The organism is Mycoplasma sp. 4404 (genome assembly GCF_034863325.1).
GTDB lineage: Bacteria > Bacillota_I > Bacilli_A > Mycoplasmatales > Metamycoplasmataceae > Mycoplasmopsis.
The window spans coordinates 27,487-47,988 of sequence record NZ_JAYFFE010000001.1; the positions used below are offsets into that span (position 1 = coordinate 27,487).

Annotated in this window: 9 protein-coding genes, 1 pseudogene and 1 riboswitch; of the genes and pseudogenes, 8 read left to right on the forward strand and 2 right to left on the reverse strand. The window is 30.2% G+C overall.

Annotation, left to right across the window (positions count from 1 at the left end; genetic code table 4):
- The first annotated feature begins 69 nt into the window (after positions 1 to 69).
- The 8 genes and pseudogenes from VBN07_RS00120 (at position 70) to VBN07_RS00155 (ending at position 16,328) form a co-directional block, all read left to right on the forward strand.
- A complete protein-coding gene (locus VBN07_RS00120; RefSeq protein WP_323177322.1) occupies positions 70 to 1,047 on the forward strand; it encodes an ECF transporter S component in 978 nt (325 codons plus the stop codon).
- A complete protein-coding gene (locus VBN07_RS00125; protein WP_323177323.1) occupies positions 1,047 to 3,545 on the forward strand; it encodes an MAG1360 family OppF-related protein in 2,499 nt (832 codons plus the stop codon). Before VBN07_RS00120 ends, VBN07_RS00125 begins: the two co-directional genes overlap by 1 nt.
- A 37-nt stretch (positions 3,546 to 3,582) precedes the next feature.
- Positions 3,583 to 3,688: riboswitch (TPP riboswitch) on the forward strand.
- Positions 3,689 to 3,722: 34 nt separating this feature from the next.
- Positions 3,723 to 4,907, forward strand: coding sequence for an ABC transporter thiamine pyrophosphate-binding lipoprotein p37/Cypl (gene cypl, locus VBN07_RS00130; RefSeq protein WP_323177324.1), 1,185 nt, complete (start codon positions 3,723 to 3,725; stop codon positions 4,905 to 4,907).
- 2 nt (positions 4,908 to 4,909) lie between these two features.
- A complete protein-coding gene (locus VBN07_RS00135; protein ID WP_323177325.1) occupies positions 4,910 to 5,668 on the forward strand; it encodes an ATP-binding cassette domain-containing protein in 759 nt (252 codons plus the stop codon).
- A gap of 58 nt (positions 5,669 to 5,726) precedes the next feature.
- Positions 5,727 to 7,334 (forward strand): hypothetical protein, encoded by a 1,608-nt coding sequence (locus VBN07_RS00140; protein ID WP_323177326.1) that lies wholly within the window; start codon positions 5,727 to 5,729, stop codon positions 7,332 to 7,334.
- A 222-nt stretch (positions 7,335 to 7,556) separates the two neighbouring features.
- Complete coding sequence (locus VBN07_RS00145) at positions 7,557 to 11,219, forward strand: DNA-directed RNA polymerase subunit beta (RefSeq protein WP_323177327.1); 3,663 nt, start codon at positions 7,557 to 7,559, stop codon at positions 11,217 to 11,219.
- Positions 11,212 to 15,166 (forward strand): annotated as a pseudogene (locus tag VBN07_RS00150) (DNA-directed RNA polymerase subunit beta'); the annotation flags it as partial. The gene VBN07_RS00145 and the pseudogene VBN07_RS00150, both read left to right, overlap by 8 nt.
- 664 nt (positions 15,167 to 15,830) lie before the next feature.
- Positions 15,831 to 16,328 carry a dUTP diphosphatase gene (locus VBN07_RS00155; protein WP_257088930.1) on the forward strand — a complete coding sequence of 166 codons (498 nt, stop codon included), beginning with the start codon at positions 15,831 to 15,833 and terminating at the stop codon, positions 16,326 to 16,328.
- Between the two features lie 24 nt (positions 16,329 to 16,352).
- Here the strand turns inward: VBN07_RS00155 and VBN07_RS00160 are convergent, their stop codons facing one another.
- Entirely contained in the window at positions 16,353 to 17,843 is a 1,491-nt protein-coding gene (locus tag VBN07_RS00160; protein ID WP_323177329.1) for an APC family permease, read from the reverse strand.
- Between the two features lie 6 nt (positions 17,844 to 17,849).
- The gene (gene lon, locus VBN07_RS00165; protein ID WP_323177330.1) at positions 17,850 to 20,495 is read right to left on the reverse strand and encodes an endopeptidase La; all 2,646 of its coding nucleotides are present in this window, start codon (positions 20,493 to 20,495) and stop codon (positions 17,850 to 17,852) included.
- Positions 20,496 to 20,502 lie beyond the last annotated feature (7 nt).

A 20,502-nucleotide genomic window follows, 5' to 3' on the forward strand; every position in this document is an offset into this window, starting at 1 on the left:
ATTAATAATTTAATAAATAGGAATTATTATAAAATTAATAATATGAAAACAAAGGTAACAGCTAAGCTTATGTCGTCATTATCGGAGTGAGGACTATTACGTAAATGAACTATTAAGAATATGGTTTTTATAGCCATCTTGATTGCTATATCAGTTAGCTTTACCGTTGTTGCAGCTCAGTTAATGCCTATTGTTAATATTCCATCATTCAAATTTTCATTTATAGGATTACCTGTAAAAATCACAGGTTTTGTTTTTGGACCTGTCATTGGAGTTTTTGTTGGTGTTGTGTCAGATTTATTATCGTTACTTTTTGTTCCACCTGTTGGTTATAACCCAATGTACACTCTAGCAACAGCTATTAATGGTCTTATTTCAGGTATTTTTGGACTTTACTTTGTGTCGTTTTTACAATATGCTTTCAGTAAGGAATATAGACTTGAAAGAATTTCAATTAAAATTACTTTATTAGCTCAAAAATATAGAAAGCTTTCTAAAAATGAAGCTACTATGGAAAAAGCTATTAAAGTTGGAGATAAGTTAATTAAACTTAATTCGAAAAGAGCATTCATTAGAGATGATAATTCAAAAGACATCTTAAAGAATGTTTATACCACTGCAGCAGTCTTTTTAATATCATTGGTAATTATTATAATAACTTACTATGTAGGTTTTTGAGTTCCAGATAAATATATTGAAAAAGGTTTAATTCCAAATCGTTGAGGATTACTTGCTTTAATGATCACAGGGATGTCGTTATTACTTATTTTCATAATTGTCGCAAGATTCAAAATGAGGGTTGAGCGTTTCTTAATATTTGTCCCGATCATAGTGTTCTCTGCCTTCTTGGAACTTATTAATATACCAATTTTATCTCTTGGGGATAATATGAGTTTAGGAAATGGAGAAACAAAAGATATTTTCTTATGAATAACCCAACATATTATTTCCAGTCCTGTTAAGATTTGATTTAACGTTTTTGTTATTTACTATTCATATTCAATCATTATTAAGTTGATTAAGAAAAATTCAAAATTAGGATACTAATGAAAAATAAAGATCTTCAATTAACAATTTCAAATATCTTTATAAAAAAGAGTGAGGAGCAAGATAAATGGCCTTACTCTTCTATTTCTATTCCTGAAATTAAAATCTATTCTAATTCAAAAACAGCCTTCTATATTTCTAAAGATAACAAAAATTTAACTTATAAAAAAGTTAGAAACTTTGAACTTAAGGACAAGAATTCATTTTTAACCCTATATAACTACAATAAATTAATTGATGAAGCAGATAGATACGATAATACTAATGATTTCACAAATAGAAAGAAAGATTTAGATTATATTAGTGACTATTTTGACCTTCTTGATATTAGTGATGACGATGATAACAACATTCCTTTAGTAGATATTTGACTTAGTTGTTTATCAGTTGTTAAGAATAAAGATAAGCTTTTAAAAGAACAAAAAGTTTATGAGCAATTTGCTCACCCACTAAAAAACCTAACATATGGACACATAAGTGATTTCATTAGTCACTTTAGCGAACTTTCAGATAACTTCAACGGTGACTTATCACACTTTTTCGATGCTGCTAAAGGAGCGCTTCTAAAAAAGGATAAAGAAAACAAAGATGTTCAATTAGGAAACATATTTTTCATTGCAAATGAGTTTAATAAAAACTTATTTAAAATCTTTATTGATTTATTTAAATTAGTTTCAAAAGAATTTATAGATGTCTTAAACAACGTTGAAAATAATGCATTAAGTGATAAAAAAACTAAAATTCAAGAAAGTGAATACAAACTTGAATTTATTGAAAAGATTAACAGCACAAGCATTGCAAAAGTAGAAAACGATCTCAAAATTAGAGACTTAAAGTTTGAGATTGCATTTTACAAAGAATATAAAGAACAACTCAAAGCTTATTCTCGGAAATACATTTTTTCAACTATTAAACAAATTAAAAAACAAATTAATGTTTTTGAAATTCAATCAAGAATTGCGGTCTTTAAAAGTCCTGAATATTTTGATTGTATAAAAGATATTTTAATTAAAAAACAAGAGCTAAAACTTTGAGAACAGAATTATTGAAATCTTAGATTCTTGAAGAAAGAAGATTTAGAACACCTTAAATCACAAATTGAGTCTGAAGTCAATATTTTCATCAATAAAAACTTTGGTGATATCAGAAATAAATATAAAAATACAACCGTAAGTAGGATTAAGAGTTTTATTTATAGGGAATTTGATATCAATATCAATAGATTTATTAGTAAATCAAAAAGTAATTTTGAGTTTATTAAAAATCAAATTAGTAGCAATAAAGCAATAATTAAAACTATTCAATCTAAACGTTTTAACTATATATCAAGTTATAAAAATGAAGTTATGGTTCATGATTTTAGTCAAACGATTCAACTTGCAAATGCTGAATTAGAGTGAGAAACAAATACTCAAGAAAGATTGTTTAAGAATCTTATTAAAAATAAAGACAGGAAGCTCCAAGAATTTAATGCAAGTTATAAAAAGATTGAAAAAATGTTAGACAAAACAGCATCTGAACTTTCTGTTGAATTTAAAAATGATAATTCGGAAAACTTAACAAAAGTATTAAATAGTTTTGCTAATATTAAATTTTTAATGAAAAACACTTGAGTTTCTAAGATGCTATCAGATTTAATTGATTTTTCTAAAACGACCACAGCACCTAAGTTTGAGTTTGTTAAAGATTTAAGTGCAATGTTTAAATTTGTTGAAACATTTGAAAACTCAGCAATTACACACCACAAGTATTTAGATAAATACAAGACTCTAGACACATTGGATAAAATCAAACTTAAAATTACAAAATTTGCATTGGATGAAATCAAGTTTTTATTCATCTCTGATGACATAAAAACAATTGCTCCTGAAGCTAGAAATGAATTCTATAGAGTTCTTTTCAAATTTGCTAATGCAAATAATATGAATATTATTATCATCACAGATGATCTTCAATTTATCAAAAATAATTGTGATTATGTTTACTTCTTTGATGATACTCAAGTTCTTGAGTGAGGAAGGGTTTCTAAAGTATTTAACAAAACAGTTTCGCCACTTGTTAAAATGCTTATTGAAGGCAAAATTCAATCACTTAACTCTCAAACAAACTCAAGTTATGTTGAGTCATTTGTTAAAAGAAACTCATTCTCAATTGATGATAATTTAGATCATTATGTTTACTGTACTCTTAAAGAATTTCAAACCTGAACTCATGTTATTCAAACAGTTAATGTAGAAAGTTCAATTGATTTAGGAGAAACTCAGACTCATACTTCATTAGTTAATCCAGATTTAGTAAGTGTATTTAATGAATCGCAAGCTTTACTTACATCGCATGGAGTAAGTGTTAGAGAGAAAAAAGACAATCCAATTTTGGAAGACTTAACTCTCTATAATGAACTTATTAATAATAAAAATTTAGCCTCAATTTCGAATACTGATGATGATGAAAATAATGAAGAATTAACCTTTAGTTATGACGAGGGAACAAAATTGTAAAAACAACTTTGTATTTTGATTTTTAAAGTAAAATATTAAGCAAGGACAGAGGTACTTGCTTTTATTTTTTAATCGCAGGTTGAGAAATACTCTTATTAGCTGAACTGGGTAATGCCAGCGTAGCGAGTCTTTCTTTTTCGATGTCCTTTCATTCAAAAGAAAGGATTTTTTATTTCTATGAAAATAAAATCAAAAAGCTTACTATTTGGTGCAAGTTTACTTGCCCTAACAACGTTACCAGCTGTTGCTGGTCAATGTTCTTCTGCAAGAGAAGATGAAAAAGTGACTACTTATACACTTTCTTTAATCAAACCTTATGGTATTGAAAATGCAGACACTTACAAAACTGAGTTAAATAATTTATTTAATTCAGAAATTCAAAAGATTGATAAATCAATCAAACTTAACATTAAGTTAGTTGAAGATGATTCATATAATGTTGCAAAAGATGAATTATTAAAAGGTGAAACTGATTTAGCTTTCATTAATTCAGGAACATTATTAAGCAAAAAAGATGAATTCATTTCAGAAAACTTATCAGTTGCACTTCAAACATTAACAAAGCAATTTAAAGGTGACATTAAAGATGCAACTTATTCAAAAGATTCAGGTGCATCTTTAATGAAGATTGCAGATGCTGAAAGCATATACTTCAAACAAAAAGACTGAGGTAATGGTTGAAATGAACCTAAGGGAGAATGAGCTGAAAGCTACTACCCTAGATTTTATTCAAATGAATTAGTACCATACCAAAGAGGATTAATTGCAATCGTTGCAACTCGTACTATGGCTGATGAAATTATTAAAGCTTGAAAAACTAAAGATTTAGAAAAATTTGTTTCATATGGAATAGGTATTGGTAAAAGTTCATCAGGAAGCAAATACCTATTACCAGAAGCATTATTTGCTAAAAACTTTAATACAGAAACAAACAAACCATTTGTTTCACTTGATCAATTAAGAGTTACATACTCAGATAAAATAAAGCAGGCTAAATTAACTGAAGCTTCAACACAAGCTAATGCTAATATTCACATTTTCTTTGATAATGAAGGTTCTTATTCATATACAAAATATAAAGATAGTAAAGAGTTTTCATACAAGGTTAATACAGAAGTTAGACCGGGTGAAGGGGGTCAACAACAAGATATTTACTTCTTGACTGTAACAGACCCATTACCATACAATGTAGGAGTTTATAGTTCAAGAGTTACTGACAAAGCTAAAAAAGCTATTAACTCAGTGTTTAAATCATTATCAGAACAAAATAAAGATATCTGAGGACCTAAAAATGGCTTCTATGGATACAAGTCAATTGATAATGAACAAACAGAATATTGAAATAAATTAAGTGAGATTTAAGAATGATAAAGTTTAAAGATGTAGTAATTAAATATAAAGATAATGGAAATTTTGATCTAAAAGATCTTAATTTTACTATTCCAAAAGGCCAATTAGTTGGTCTAATCGGAAAATCAGGAGCAGGAAAATCAACAATCCTTAAATCCTTTTATGACCTAGAAACCATAGCAAACGGTTCAGTCATTGTAGATGATTTAGATATTAAAAATTTAACGAAAAACCAAAAAAGAAAATATAAAAACCAAATCGAGTATGTTGATCCTGATGGTTTAAATTTAGTTAATTACTCAACTTTTGATAATCTGAAATTTAATTACAAGCACTACAAAAACTTTATTTATAAGTTCTTTAAATTTATTGATAAGGAAACAAGAGATAAAATTTGAAATCTTGCTGAAAGATTACAAATTTCTAACTTGCTCCTTGCACCAATAAATAAGTTATCTAGTGGTCAAAAACAAAGAGCTCAATTATTAATCAGTTTGATTAATGAACCAAAAATTTTACTAGGAGACGAGCTCACAAGTAATTTAGATAACCAAAATTCACATAATGTTATGAAACTTTTAAAAGAGTTTTCTAAAGATAGATATACGATTATCGCAATTCATGATTTAAATTTAGCAGTCCAATACTGTGATAAGTTAATATCGCTTAAAAGTGGAAAAGTGGATAAAGTATTTATTAAAGATGAATTTGATAAAAAACAAATAGAAAGTTATTTTGATGAACCAAACCAAGTTAAGAAAATATCAAAATAAGTCCCTTTTCAAAAAGTGAATATTAATATTAGTGGCATTTATTTTATTAATAATCTCAATGTATTATTTAGGTTTCTTTTCTCCGGTCTTGAATCCAGGTTGAAAAAGAGCTGCTAAAAATTTCACAAATATGTTTTCATTTGAGCCATATAACAAAAACTTAACTGAAAACTTATGAGAATTAAACTTTAAATACTTTATCCAGACAGTCAAAACAATAACTTGTGGTAGCATTTTAGGTTTTCTAGCAGCTTTATTTACAGGTTTTTTTGCTTCAACGAATATTCATAAACACAAATCAATACCTTTAATTATTAAAATAATTCTCTTATTGCTAAGAGCTTTCCCTGTAATTGTGTTTTTATTGTTATTTAGAATTTCCTTTGACACTTATTTAGCTGCATTTACTATTTATTTCTGATTTACTTGATTATGATTGCACAAGTACATTAATGATTTAATAGAAGCAGCTGATACTAAAAAATATTGAAATGATATTGCAAAAGGATCTTCAAAATTAAAGTCATTCTATACAAATATTGTATTAGTACTCAAAAATAAATTTTGAGTCAACTTCTTCTTATCTTATGAATCAAACATAAGATGAGTTTCAGTTTTAGGTATTGTTGGAATAAATGGATTAGGGTTCTTTTTCGGTGATTTAAGTAAATACCAAAAAAATATAGGGATAACCTTATTCTTTATATTCTTTTTTATATTAATCAACGAAGGATTATTATTCTTCTTTAATAAAGTTTTATTTGTTAAACCTAACATTACAATTAATTCAAAAGCAGACTTAAATAAATTCAAATATAACTGAAGAAAGTATGCTTTCTGATTTATTTTGGCTATTTACTTTGGGATATTTATTTGAAGTTTAACAGGCTTATTCCATAGTAAGGTAGACGTAAAAACATTCTCACTATTCTTTAAATCGCTATTTATTTGAGACTTCAGCGATGTTGTGAAAACTGACATTTATAAAGATTATTTATACATTTTTATGTGTGCTTATGTGGCTGTTGCTCTTGCATTTATTTTCGCAATAGCTTACTCATTTATATTGTCAGAGAACTTATTTAATTCATATCTTGTGTGATTTAACAAAACGATTTTGATAATTATCAAAATCATACCTGCAGTAATTTGATTTTATATGTTTAATCCACTGATGAAAAGTCAAGTTGCGATAACTTCAGCAATCTTAATTTCGTCATTTAGACATATGTGCAAGCAGTTTGCTGAATCAATTAACTCAATTGATAGAAGAAAAATTTCAAATATGCAAGCTCAGGGTAATTCGAAATGATTTATTTACAGAAACTTTATAATTCCACAAATTAAAAATCAAATAATTTCAACTAACTTATTTGAATATGAAAAATCATTTAGAAATGCAATTATTTATGGAGCATTTGCGAATATCAGTATTTATAAAACTATTAATAAATATCAAGAGACTCAAGAGTATTCAAAAATTGTTCCATTAATATTGCCTGCTTATGTGTTTTTAATTATGTTGGAACTTGCGTATTTAATCTTCAAAAACAAAGATAAACTCAAGTTTTATATCAATAGTTCAAAGTTTTGAAATTCATTCAAAAAGCAACAAAATTTTATTCAAAAATCGCAAGATTTACTATTCTTCAAAAAAGATTTTTAACAAAATTTTTTTAGGAAATTTTACAAAATAAATTTTTAAGCCTAGCACATAGGTTTAAAAATACTAAAAAATATCTTATGATTTCACTTAAAATGCTTTAAAATACACCTTTAAAAATTACATTTTTAATGTAAAATTTATATACCTTTTATATAAATTGTACATAGAGGTGTATTTTTTTATTCTTATTGAAGGTTTATCTGCAAGAAAGGAATGACAAATATGGAACAACACAATTACAAATTACGTAAATTTGGTCCAAAAACTTGAAGAAGAGATTACTCAGTCACAAAGACTACTCTTCCACTTTTTGATATTCTTGAAACAAGTAAAGAAAGTTTCGAACTTTTTATGAGCAAAAAGATCCAAGAATGTCTTTTAGAAATTTACCCTATTGAAGCTGCTAACAGAGAAGTTAAGCTTGAATACAAAAAGGGTTCTGTTAGATTAGAATTACCTTTCAAAAAAATCACTAGTGAAAGTGAAGAAATCAAAAAAGCTAAAGCGAAGGGAATGAACTTTAGTGCAAAAGTTTTCGTTACTTTAAAAAGTGAAGTTAAAAACTCAGGTGAAATTAAAGAAGATGAAGTTTTACTTGGGGAAATTCCATACATGACAAGTGGTGGAAGTTTTATTATCAACGGTTCTGAAAAAGTTATCGTTAGTCAGTTAATTCGTTCACCAGGAGCATACTTCGGATTAGGTGTGCGTAACAAACAATCTGATGACCTTTTCAACAAATTAGAAATCTTACCTAGAATTGGTTCTTGACTTGAAGTTTCTCACAAAGTTACATCATCAACATTAGATGCAGTTAAGATTAAAATTGACAAAAACAAAAATGTTAACTTAGCTACATTCTTAGGAGCATTTGGTTTTTCACAAAAAACAATTAGAGAGTTATTTGGTGAAAACAATGAATTACTTGATGAAACACTTAAGAAAGACAAACTTATCTTAAACTCAGAATTCACATCTGAAGAATTACTTGACGCGTGTCAAGAAGAACTTTTCAGAGGTTTAAGAAAAGGTGACCGTATTTCTGAAGAAGCTAAACGTTCATTATTACCAGGAATGCTTTTTGATAAGAAACGTTACAACTTATCTGTAACAGGTCGTCATATGTTGAATGAAAAACTTTCTTTAGTTGACAGAATTACAAATACATACTTAGCTAAAGATATTTACCTTAAAGGTGCAGATGAACCTGCATTTACAAAAGGAACATTTATCGACATCAGAAAAGCTAAAGAAATTCAAAACTTATTTAACGAAGGAAAAATTTCATACGAAAGAATTCCTGGAATTGATCCAGAAATTGTTTACCACCACGTTATTAAGAACAGCAAGGTGTTAGCAAAGAGAACACACATTGTTAAAGTTTGAGTTTACCCAACTAGAAAATGAATGGAAGAAAAACCGGAACAACCTGTTTTAGTAATCGGTAACGATCCAAAATCAGTTGAGCCACACTTATTAATTTCAGATATAGTTGCTGCAATTAACTACTACTTCAATTTAACAGATGGAATTGGTAAAGACGATGATCCAGATTCATTAACAAACAAACGTATCGTTTCAGTTGGTGAATTATTAGAAGGTCAATTATCAGTTGCTTTAACAAAACTTGAAAAAGCAACTCGTGAGCGTATGGGGGCTAAAGAAGCTGACAAGGTTACACCTAAAAACGTTACAAACAACAAACTTGTAACAAACCAAATGAAACAATTCTTTAACTCATCAAAACTTTCACAATTTATGGATCAAATTAACCCATTATCAGAAGTTTCAAACAAACGTCGTGTTACATCACTTGGACCTGGAGGTCTTAACCGTGATACAGCTCAATTCGAAGTTCGTGACGTTCACGCAACTCACTACGGAAGAATTTGTGCTATTGAAACACCTGAAGGACCAAACATCGGTCTTATCTTAAACTATGCAACATATGCAAAAGTTAATGATTTAGGGTTCTTAAAAACTCCATACTACAAAGTTAACAATGGGGTTGTAGATTACAACGACATTAGATATTTAACAGCTGCTGAAGAAATTGGATACTCATTTGCTCAATCATCAGTTCACGTTGATGAAGACAACAATATTACAGATGACTTATTAACAATTAGACGTGATTACAGCTATATCATTGGTAAACCACATGAAATTGATTTCATTGAGGTTTCATCAAAACAAATTGTTTCTATAGCTGCCGCTGCTATTCCATTCTTAGAAAACGATGATGCCAACCGTGCACTTATGGGATCAAACATGCAACGTCAAGCAGTTCCATTAATCCAAGCAGAAGCTCCATATGTTGGAACAGGTATTGAGGCAGATATTGCTAAATACTCATCATACAACTTAAGAGCTAAAGGTGATGGGGTTGTTGATTTTGTTGATGGATCAAAAATCCACGTAAAACACTTTAAAGAAGTAAAAGATCCTAAAACAGGAGAAATTACAACAAAAGAAAGCTTTGATAAATATACACTTAGAAACTTCGAAAGAAGTAACCAAGGTACATTAATTCAACAAAAACCAATTGTTGAAGTTGGACAAGAAATTAAAGCTGGCGACTTATTAGTTGATGGTTCTTCATTCAAAGATGGAGAAATGGCTCTTGGTAAAAACGTTCTTGTTGGATTTACAACTTGAAACGGATACAACTTTGAGGATGCTGTTATCATCAACGAAAGATTAGTTAAAGATGATGTTTATACATCAATTCACATTGAAGAACAAACAATTCAATTCAGATCATCACGTGCTGGTGACGATATCTTGACAAACGACATTCCAAACGTTTCTAAATACTCATTAAGAAACTTAGATGAAAACGGTATTGTTAAAGTTGGATCAGAAGTTTTAGCTGGTGACGTTTTAGTTGGTAGATTATCACCTAAAGGAGAAGAAAACCCATCTCAAGAAGAAAAACTTTTAATGGCTATTCTTCAACAACGTCCACAAACATCAAAAGATACATCTCTTAAAGTTAAAAACGGTCACAATGGTACTGTAATTCACGTTGAAGTTCTTTCTAGAGAAAAAGGTGATGTTTTAGAAGAAGGAATTGACAAGATTGTTAAGGTTTCTATTGCTCAAAAACGTAAAATCAAAGTCGGGGATAAGATGGCTGGTCGTCACGGAAACAAAGGGGTTATCTCAATCGTGCTTCCTGAAGAAGATATGCCATACTTAGAAGATGGAACACCACTTGACATTATGCTTAACCCTCAAGGGGTTCCTTCACGTATGAACATTGGTCAAGTTCTTGAGCTTCACTTAGGAATGGCTGCTAGAAAATTAAATGTTAAATTCGTTACTCCATCATTCGATGGTATTAAGAAGTCAGACATTGAAGCTTGTTTAGAAGAAGCTGGATTAAACAAGAGTGGAAAACAAATTTTAATCAACCCTATTACAGGTAGAAAATTTGATAAACCTATTTCTGTTGGTGTTATGTATATGCTTAAACTTAACCATATGGTTGATGACAAGATGCACGCTCGTTCAGTTGGTCCATACTCACTTATTACACAACAACCTCTTGGAGGTAAATCTCAAAACGGGGGACAAAGATTCGGGGAAATGGAAACATGAGCTATCGAATCCTATGGAGCAACAAACGTTCTTCAAGAAATCCTTACATATAAATCAGATGACATCGCCGGACGTAATGCGTTATATAGTGCATTAGTATCAGGGAAACAATTACCTACACCAGGTATTCCAGAATCATTTAACGTTCTTTCATATGAACTTAAAGGTCTTGGAATGAAACTTGAAACAACTGAAGTAGAAAACTACGACAATGATTACGATGATAGTGAACAATATCACTATGTAGATTCACATGAAACAGGGGGAGATTGATATGAATAATTCAAATTTCGATGCTAAATCAGTAGAAGATAAAATCAATAAAATTACTCTCTCACTTGCAACAGATGAAGACATTTTAAAATGATCTCACGGTGAAGTTACAAAACCTGAAACAATTAACTATAAATCATATAAACCAGAAAAAGATGGTTTATTTGATGAACTTATTTTTGGACCTACAACAGACTACAAATGTCCTGTTTGTGGTACAAAATACAAAAAAAGTGATGAAAACTCAGTATGTACTAGAACACCTGCTTGTGAAAAATACAAACCAGTTATTTTACCTAAAATAACACGTAGAAGCAGAATGGGACACATCAAATTACACAACCCTGTTGTCCACTTCTGATTCTTCAAAATCGATCACTCAATTATTGCTAAATTACTTGGACTTAGAGTTGCTGACTCTTCAAAACAAGTAACAAAAGCAGACTTAGAAAAATTAATTTACTACAAATCACACATCGTTTTAGAAGATGGTGGTTTAGAGTCATTAAAGAAAAACACAATCATTGACATTAACGAAGCTGCAAACATTTATGAAGCTGCATTAATGGAAATGTTAAAAATGTATGATAAAGATACAGATGAATACGAAGACATCGCTACAGCTTTAGATGAACTGAGAACATATGCTGAATCTAAAATTGGTAAAGACTTCGGTATTGACTTCTATCAATATAACGAAATCATTCACGAATATTCAGATGCTAAAATTGACACAGGTTCAAAAGCAATTGAATATTTATTAACTCACATCGATTTAGAAGAAGAAGCTAAAAAAGTTCAAGCTGAAATTGATTTAATTAACCAAGAAGCTGACGAGAATGGAAATCTTTCTTCAACAAAAGAACAAGAAAGAGGAAAACTTTACAAACGTTTAACGATCATCAACTCATTTATTAAATCAGGTCAACACCCAAAAAATATGTTGATTTACAACTTACCAGTTATTCCAGCCGACTTACGTCCATTAGTTCAACTTGATGGTGGAAGACACTCAACAAGTGATGTTAACGAACTTTACCGTCGTATCATTATCAGAAACAACCGTTTAGCTAAATGAAACGAAGCTGATGCTCCTATGTTAATTAAACAAAACGAGTATCGTATGATTCAAGAAGCTGTTGATGCTTTAATTGACAACAACAGAAAAAAACCTACACCAGTTACATCAAAAGATGGACACCCTCTTAAATCTATCTCTGATGCACTTGTTGGTAAAAAAGGTCGTTTCAGACAAAACCTTTTAGGAAAACGTGTTGACTATTCAGGTCGTTCAGTTATCGTTGTAGGACCAACTCTTAAAATGCACGAAGTTGGTATCCCAAGAGATATGGCTGCTAAATTATTCGAACCTTGAATTATCAAAGAATTATTAGAGAATGAAACTTCAATCACATCTGTTAAATCAGCTAAGAAAATGATTGACTCATTAAACCCAATCATCTGACCATATGTTGAAAAAGCTATTGATGGAAGACCGGTTCTTTTAAACCGTGCTCCTACATTGCACCGTTTATCAATTCAAGCATTCCAACCTGTTTTAATTAGAGGAAAAGCTATTAAATTACACCCATTAGTAACAACAGCGTTCAACGCCGACTTCGATGGGGACCAAATGGCTGTTCACGTTCCTATTTCAGATCAAGCTGTTAGAGAAGCTCGTGAATTAATGTTAGCTTCTAAAAACATCCTTGGACCAAAAGATGGAGAACCTATCATTAACCCTTCACAGGATATGATTTTAGGTCTTTACTATTTAACTATTGAAAAAGCAGGACAACCTAATGAAGGTAAAATCTTTGCTAACTATGAAGAAATGATGTTAGCTTATGAAAATGGTATTGTTAACTTACATACAAGAGTTGTGTTACCAGTTTCTGAATTAGATAAAAATTCAGTTAAATTACATACATCAAATCCTTACATTTTCTCAACAGTAGGTAAATTCATCTTAAACAAAGTATTCCCATCAGACTTTGAATTTATCTTTGGTAAATCAATAGTAAGAAAAGAAACAGTTAATGCAGATGGTTCAATTTCAGTTTCTGAAAAAGAAAGATTAGACACATCAGAAAATGCATTAGACAAATACACAATGCCTTATGGAACAAACTTTGCTGAATATCTTAAAGATATCCCTGTTAACTTGGGATTAAACAAAAAAGACATTGCAAAAATCGTTCTTAATGTGTACAAAAAATATGTTGCTGTTGTAACAATGGAAGACATTGCAGGTGTTATTGATTCTACAGATGTAAACAACTTTGAAGGTCGTTTCAATGACTGTGCTGCATTAATTGACTATGCAGGTGAACGTATTCCTACAATTCACGCAACAAATATTTCAAACTTCATTAAAGAAGAATTTGAAAGAATCAACTTCATCATTGGTACAGATGAAGAAACACACAAACTTAAGAGACAATGAAACATTAATGACTACACATTAGTGTTAGAAAGAGTTTGATTCAGATATACAAACTATGTTGCTTCTATTCTTGACAATATCAAAGAATTAGGGTTCAAATATTCAACAATATCAGGAACAACTATTTCAATGAATGATATTACAACATTAGATACAACAGCTCAAAAGATCAAAGAAGGAGAAGAATACACAGACCAATTAAAACAATTCTTCCTTGAAGGTTACTTAACAGACGATGAGCGTTACAGCTTAACAATTCAAAAATGATCACAAGTTAAAGAATCTATTGAAAAAGATCTTAAAGAAGTTACAAAATCAGATATTGATAACCCATTATTTATGATGTTCACTTCAGGGGCTCGTGGAAACTCATCTAACTTTACACAGTTAGCTGGTATGCGTGGACTTATGAGTAACAACACCAAAGTTCTTAAAGCCGATGCTGAAAACGACCGTGTTGTTCGTTCAACAATTGAAGTTCCTGTTAAATCATCATTCCTTAGTGGACTTAGTGCTTATGAATTCTATTCATCAACTCACGGGGCTCGTAAGGGACTTACAGATACAGCTCTTAACACAGCTAAATCAGGGTACTTAACACGTAGACTTGTTGACGTTGCTCAAAGTATTGTTGTTAAAGAAGTTGATTGTGGTTCAGACTTTGGATTTGTTGTAAAAGACATTAGAGATACAAAAACAAACACAGTTATTGAGTCATTACAAGAAAGAATCGAAGGAAGATTCACAAACAAACCAATTATTGATGCAAATGGTCATATTATTGTTGATGCAAACACATTAATTTCAGCAGAAATGGCTGACAAAATTGTTAACTTATACAACATTGACCAAGTTGAAATTCGTTCAGTATTATCTTGTCATACAAGAAATGGAGTTTGTGTTCACTGTTATGGAAAAGACCTTGCAACAAACCGTTTAGTTAACATCGGTGAAGCTGTTGGGGTTGTTGCTGCACAAAGTATCGGGGAACCTGGTACACAGCTTACAATGCGTACATTCCACACCGGAGGGGTTGCTGGGGTTGAAGATATTACAGGAGGATTTGGACGTCTTCTTGAACTTATCGATGCCTACGAAAAACCTTGAGGAAAACCTGCTGTTATCTCACCTGTAACTGGAACAGTTGTTTCAATTGCACCAGCTAGAGATAAAAACGGAAAAGAAAATGACATTATGCTTGTTGAAATTGAAACAACAAGACCAAATGGACAAAAAGAAATCGTTACAACATCAGGTAGAGTTTCTCAAAAATTACGTGTTAAAGTTGGACAAACACTTAGACCAGGGCAAAAAATCTTTGAAGGACCAATTATTATTAATGACCTTCTTGAAGTTGCTGACACACGTGCAGTTCAAAACTACTTATTAAAAGAAATTCAAAGACTTTACCGTTTACAAGGTATTACAATTTCAGATAAGTACATTGAAATCATTATTAGACAAATGCTTTCAAAAATTATGATTACAGACCCAGGAGATTCAAAATTCTTCACAGGAAGCTTAGTGGATACATTCATCTACCAAAAAGAAAACGGAAGATTAATTGCTCAAGGACTTAAACCAGCTTATGGTCAAGTTAAAATCCGTGGAGCAAAACAAACTCCTTTATTAAGTGACTCATTCTTATCAGCTGCATCATACCAAGAAACAGCTAAGATTCTTGTTAACTCATCAATCGCAGAAAGAGTTGATAATTTAGATGGTCTTAAAGAAAACATTATTTTAGGTCACAAAATTCCTGCTGGAACAAACTCAAATTACCAACTTAAAGGTAAATATGACATTCGTGACCCACGTTCTTACTTCACAAACAAAGTTATCTTAGATGATACACTTGAAGATGAAAATGGTAATGTATATATTTCAGAAGACTTTAACAAGTACACATCAGACTTATTAAAAGAATCTGAAAAAATGGGTGACTTAGACGAAGTTTTAAGTGACTTAGCACAAGAAAACGAAGAATTACAAAACTCATTTGAAGATTCATATGCATCTGATGATGATTATGAAGAAGACTTCGTAAACGAATAATTTGAAAATCAGAGATTCAGTTCTCTGATTTTTTATTTAACTTCTAAAAAACTAAAAGCATGGTCTGCAAGCTGTAAAAGTTTAAATATAGAAACATTTATTTGTAATATAATTACAATATGAATTTAATAAAGATATTTGAGATGCAAAAAGAATTGGATAATAAAATCAGAGAAAAAAGTTTAAGTCTTAATCCAACATTTAACAAAGAAGATTTTATAGTTCAAAAAACTTTAGCGCTTTTAATAGAAGCTGCTGAATATGTAAATGAAGTTCAAAGTTTTAAATATTGAAAATCACAAAAGAATGTAAATAAATTAGCTGTAACTGAAGAATTTGCTGATTTAATCCATTTCTTAGTTAATTTTGCTTATAAATTTGATGTCCTACCTGAAATAGAACCGAAAATAATTAACCAGGATATAAACATTCAATTCCAACATTTATTTATTTCATTAGCAAACATAATGAAAAAAGTTAATAAATCAAATATCGAACACGCGTTTCAAGTTGCATTGGGTTCATTTGTAATGTTAGGGTTTACATATGAAGATTTATATGATGCATATGTTCTTAAAAATCAAAAGAACTACGACCGTATTAAAAATAATTATTAAAAAATAACCAGCTACAGAAGTTGGTTATTTATTTTTTATAAAAATTAAATTATCAAATTGCTTATTGTGCTTAGCAACTCATTTATTGTAAATTTTGAATTTGTGTTTATATTTATTAAGAAGTTTTAGTGCAAAACCAACCCCAATAAATACTATATAAATAATAATTGATACTGTATTTTTAAATTCTCATTGACCACCCAAAATTCAAGGGAAGAATGTGATTAATAAGATAACTGACATTATACAAATATCAATAATGTAAATGGCTTTTTCTCAAACAGGTATTTTTGAAATTCTTTTCTTTGCAGCTAATCTGAATGCTATAAAGAACGTGATTAAGTCTTCAATTAATAATGCAATTGAGCTAGTTATAATTGTTGCTTTAAAGAACTCATCACTATATTCTTTATCTAAGAATATAGTAGGAACAAGTCATAATGTAATCATTGAAATCATTATTATAACTGTAGAAAAAACGATTGCGTTTTTAAATTCACCCTTTTTATTTTTATGATGCAATGAATTGAATAAGTAACCATCTTCAGAAAGAGGAACAAGTTTTCTAGCAGTCGCAACTGTTTGAAAAATCCTAAATCCTAAATCATTGCATAATAATCCAATAATGAAGATAGAGACTCCAAATGCACCTAATCCATAGGTGTAGATTTTTGAAATCTCGTTTGAACCATCTCCAGTAGTTACTTTTAATGAGTTTGGTAAGAATAAATAGAGTGAAAAGAATATTAGATAAAATCCAAATATGAAAGCTAATGATGTTAATAATATTTTTCTAAAACTCTTGAATTTAACATCTTTAGCCATAGCAGCAACATCTTCAGTTCCTGCAAAAGCATACATAAATAAAAGAACATCAGCGATAATTAATTGAGGTGTAACTTTTTTATATGTAGCTGAGTCAGGTAATGTAGCTTCCTTTGAAACAGCGACTAACATTACAAAGATGGCTAAGATAAGTATTATTCATTTAAATAATGAGGCAATGAAAATAATTTTCTTATTTGTTTTTAATCCAATTGTTGAAATAGCAATTATGGAAATGAATAGTAAGATCGAAATCCCTCTAACTATTCACATAACTAAGCTGTGTTGAGGAAATTCTTCTGGTTTAGGTAGTATGATTTCAACAACATCAGCTAGGAATAAAGGTGCAATCGCTGATAAAAGTGGTGTTTGAATAAATTGGTTTCATCCGATGAAGAAAACAAGATTTCTAAGACCGCGTTTCTTTGGTTTTGTTAATTTACCATCAACAACATCATCATCTAAATGTCTTGCGTAAGCATACGAACCACCGTAGTGATCATTGTATTGATTTGATAATCTAGAGAATACCAACATTATTCCAAAGCATATAAATGCTGAGAGTATCATTACAAGATACCCTCAGTAAGATATGTTCATAATTGTTGATATTGTAGTTATAAAACCTATACCAACGACAAAATTAATTGTAAAAAATGTAAAACTTTTCTGTGTGAACTGCTTTTGCATTTTTTATTATTTTGCTTTTATTTCGTTAGAAGGTTTTTGACCATTGAAAATTACATTGTAAATTTCATCATATGTTTTAACAGGTACATATGTTAAGTTTTCTTTAATTTCAAAAGGAATGTCTTTTAAGTTTTTGATATTGTTTTCAGGTATGAAAATCATTTCAAGTCCTTTTTGACTAGCTGCAAATGATTTTTCTTTTAATCCACCAATTTCAAGCACTTTTCCTCTTAATGTAATTTCACCAGTCATTCCAATTGTGTTAGGAACAGGTCTTTTTGAAAGAGCAGAAATAATTGCAGTTGTAAATGTTACACCAGCACTTGGTCCATCCTTAGGAACTGCTCCTTCAGGTACGTGAATATGAATTGTATTGTTTTCAAAATCAAACTCATCAACACCAAATTTTTCAGCGTTTGCTCTAACGAAAGTTAAAGCAATTTGAGCTGATTCTTGCATAACTTCTTTAAGTGAACCAGTTAACTTAATTTCTGATTTACCAGGGTATGTAGTTACCTCAATCGGCAATGTTGAACCACCAAATGATGTGTAAGCTAATCCTGTTACTAAACCTGGAACAACATCTTCTTCTTTTTCTTCTTGTTTGAATTTAATTACACCAAGTAATTCTTCAATTTTATCAAGTGTAATTACATATTCTTTTAATGATGGATCATCAAAAGTCTTAACAACTATTTTTCTAGCAATCTTATCTAATGTACGTTTAAGACCTCTGACTCCAGCTTCAAGTGTGTAATGTTGAATGATGTATTTAAGCACATCATCTGAAATTTGGAAGTATTTTTCAGCTAAAGTAGCTTGCTCAAGCACTTTTGGTATTAAGTGCTCTCTAGCAATGTTTAATTTCTCACTCAATGTGTATGAAGATAATTCAATAACTTCGACCCTGTCAATTAATGCAGGTGGTATGTTTTCATAGTAGTTAGCTGTAGCAATGAAAATACATTTTGATAAGTCGTATTCGTGTTCTAAGTAGTGATCTTGGAATCTTGTGTTTTGCTCTGGGTCTAAAACTTCAAGCATTGCACTTGCTGGATCACCTTTCATATCAGCTGCCATTTTATCAATCTCATCAAGAAGAACAACAGGGTTTGAAACTCCTGCGTACATCATTCCTTTGATGATTTTTCCAGGCATAGCTCCTACGTAAGTTCTTCTGTGTCCTCTAATTTCGCTTTCGTCGTGAACTCCTCCAAGTGAAACTTTAACGAATTTTCTATTTAAAGCACTTGCGATAGCTTTTGAAAGTGATGTTTTCCCTGTTCCCGGAGGACCGACAAGGGTTAAGATAGGAACATTGTTAAATGTATTTGTTTCTTCATTGTTTTGAAATAATGAAAGGTCAATTTCAAATTTATCATCAATCTTGATTTTGTTTTCATCAAGTTTTTTAACTTGGTTGTTTTTAATAATAACAGCTAAGTATTCAATAATTCTTTGCTTAATTTCATTTAGACCATAGTGGTGTTTATCTAAAACTTCTCTGACTCTGTTGATGTCTAATAATTCGTGTTGAACTTTTCTTCAAGGGAGTTTCTTAAGAGTATTAATGTATGATTTGATGATTGAAGCTTCAGGAGAAACAGGAACCATTTCTTCTGATTTTTTAGTTTCAGCATCAATAAGCTTAATAACACTTTCAGGGAAGATGTCTTTGAATTTTGAATTGATGATTTGTGCATATTCATCATCAGATGCAGTTGGGTTAAGTTCTTTAATTTGTTCTTGAAGAGCTTTTAATTTTTCTCTAAGTAAGAATTCTGTTTGTTGCTTACTTAATTTTTGTGTCATCTTACCTTTTAATTCTGTTTCTGCTTGAAGAATTTCATTAATTTTTGCAGTAGCTTGAATTAAGTAAGTTTGGTATCAAAATCTGTTGTATGGTTCTTTGAAAATTTCAAGTCTTTCTGGAACAACTACAGGTGAAATGTGGTTTAAGAAAGTAGCGATTAATGCACTTGCATAATCTTCAGAGAATCTATCAGTTCTACCTTCAAAGTATCTGTTTGTTAAATCAACAATACTTGTGAATGTAAAGTGTCTTCCTGATAAAGGTTCAGTTTTAAATAAGCCAATAAAATCAGAATCAGCAAATTGTTGTGGTTTATCTTCTTCAATGTCAATTCCGACACCTGCAAAAATTGAGAAAGTTTGCAAGTAGTCATAAACTTCCCTTAATTCTTTTTTAGATAATGTAGCAGGTAAGTCAACAAATGCTCCACCTTCTCCAGTTTCTGAGCCTATGAAACCTTTATATTCAACGTGTGATTGAACTCCTTCAGGAAGAGTTTCAAGCATTTTAAATCCATTAGGTAAATAGAATTGTGAAATTACTTTATAAACTACGATAAATGAATCTGTTGTAGCTTTGTAAATTACTTCAAGTGGTTTTACATAGTTACCATAAACAATTTCATCTGTTGATTCAGGTTTTGCATATAAAACAACTGCTCTTCCTGATTCTTTAAGTAATTCTTCACGGTTCTTTTTAAGATCTTCAACAAGAACTTTTTCTGTAACCTCAGTTTCCATAAAACCACCAGGAATTGAATAAAAATCTGGTGTTTCAAAGAATGTTATATAGCCTGATTTATCAGCTTTCGCTTTTTTAATATATTCATTAAAAGTCATCATTCTC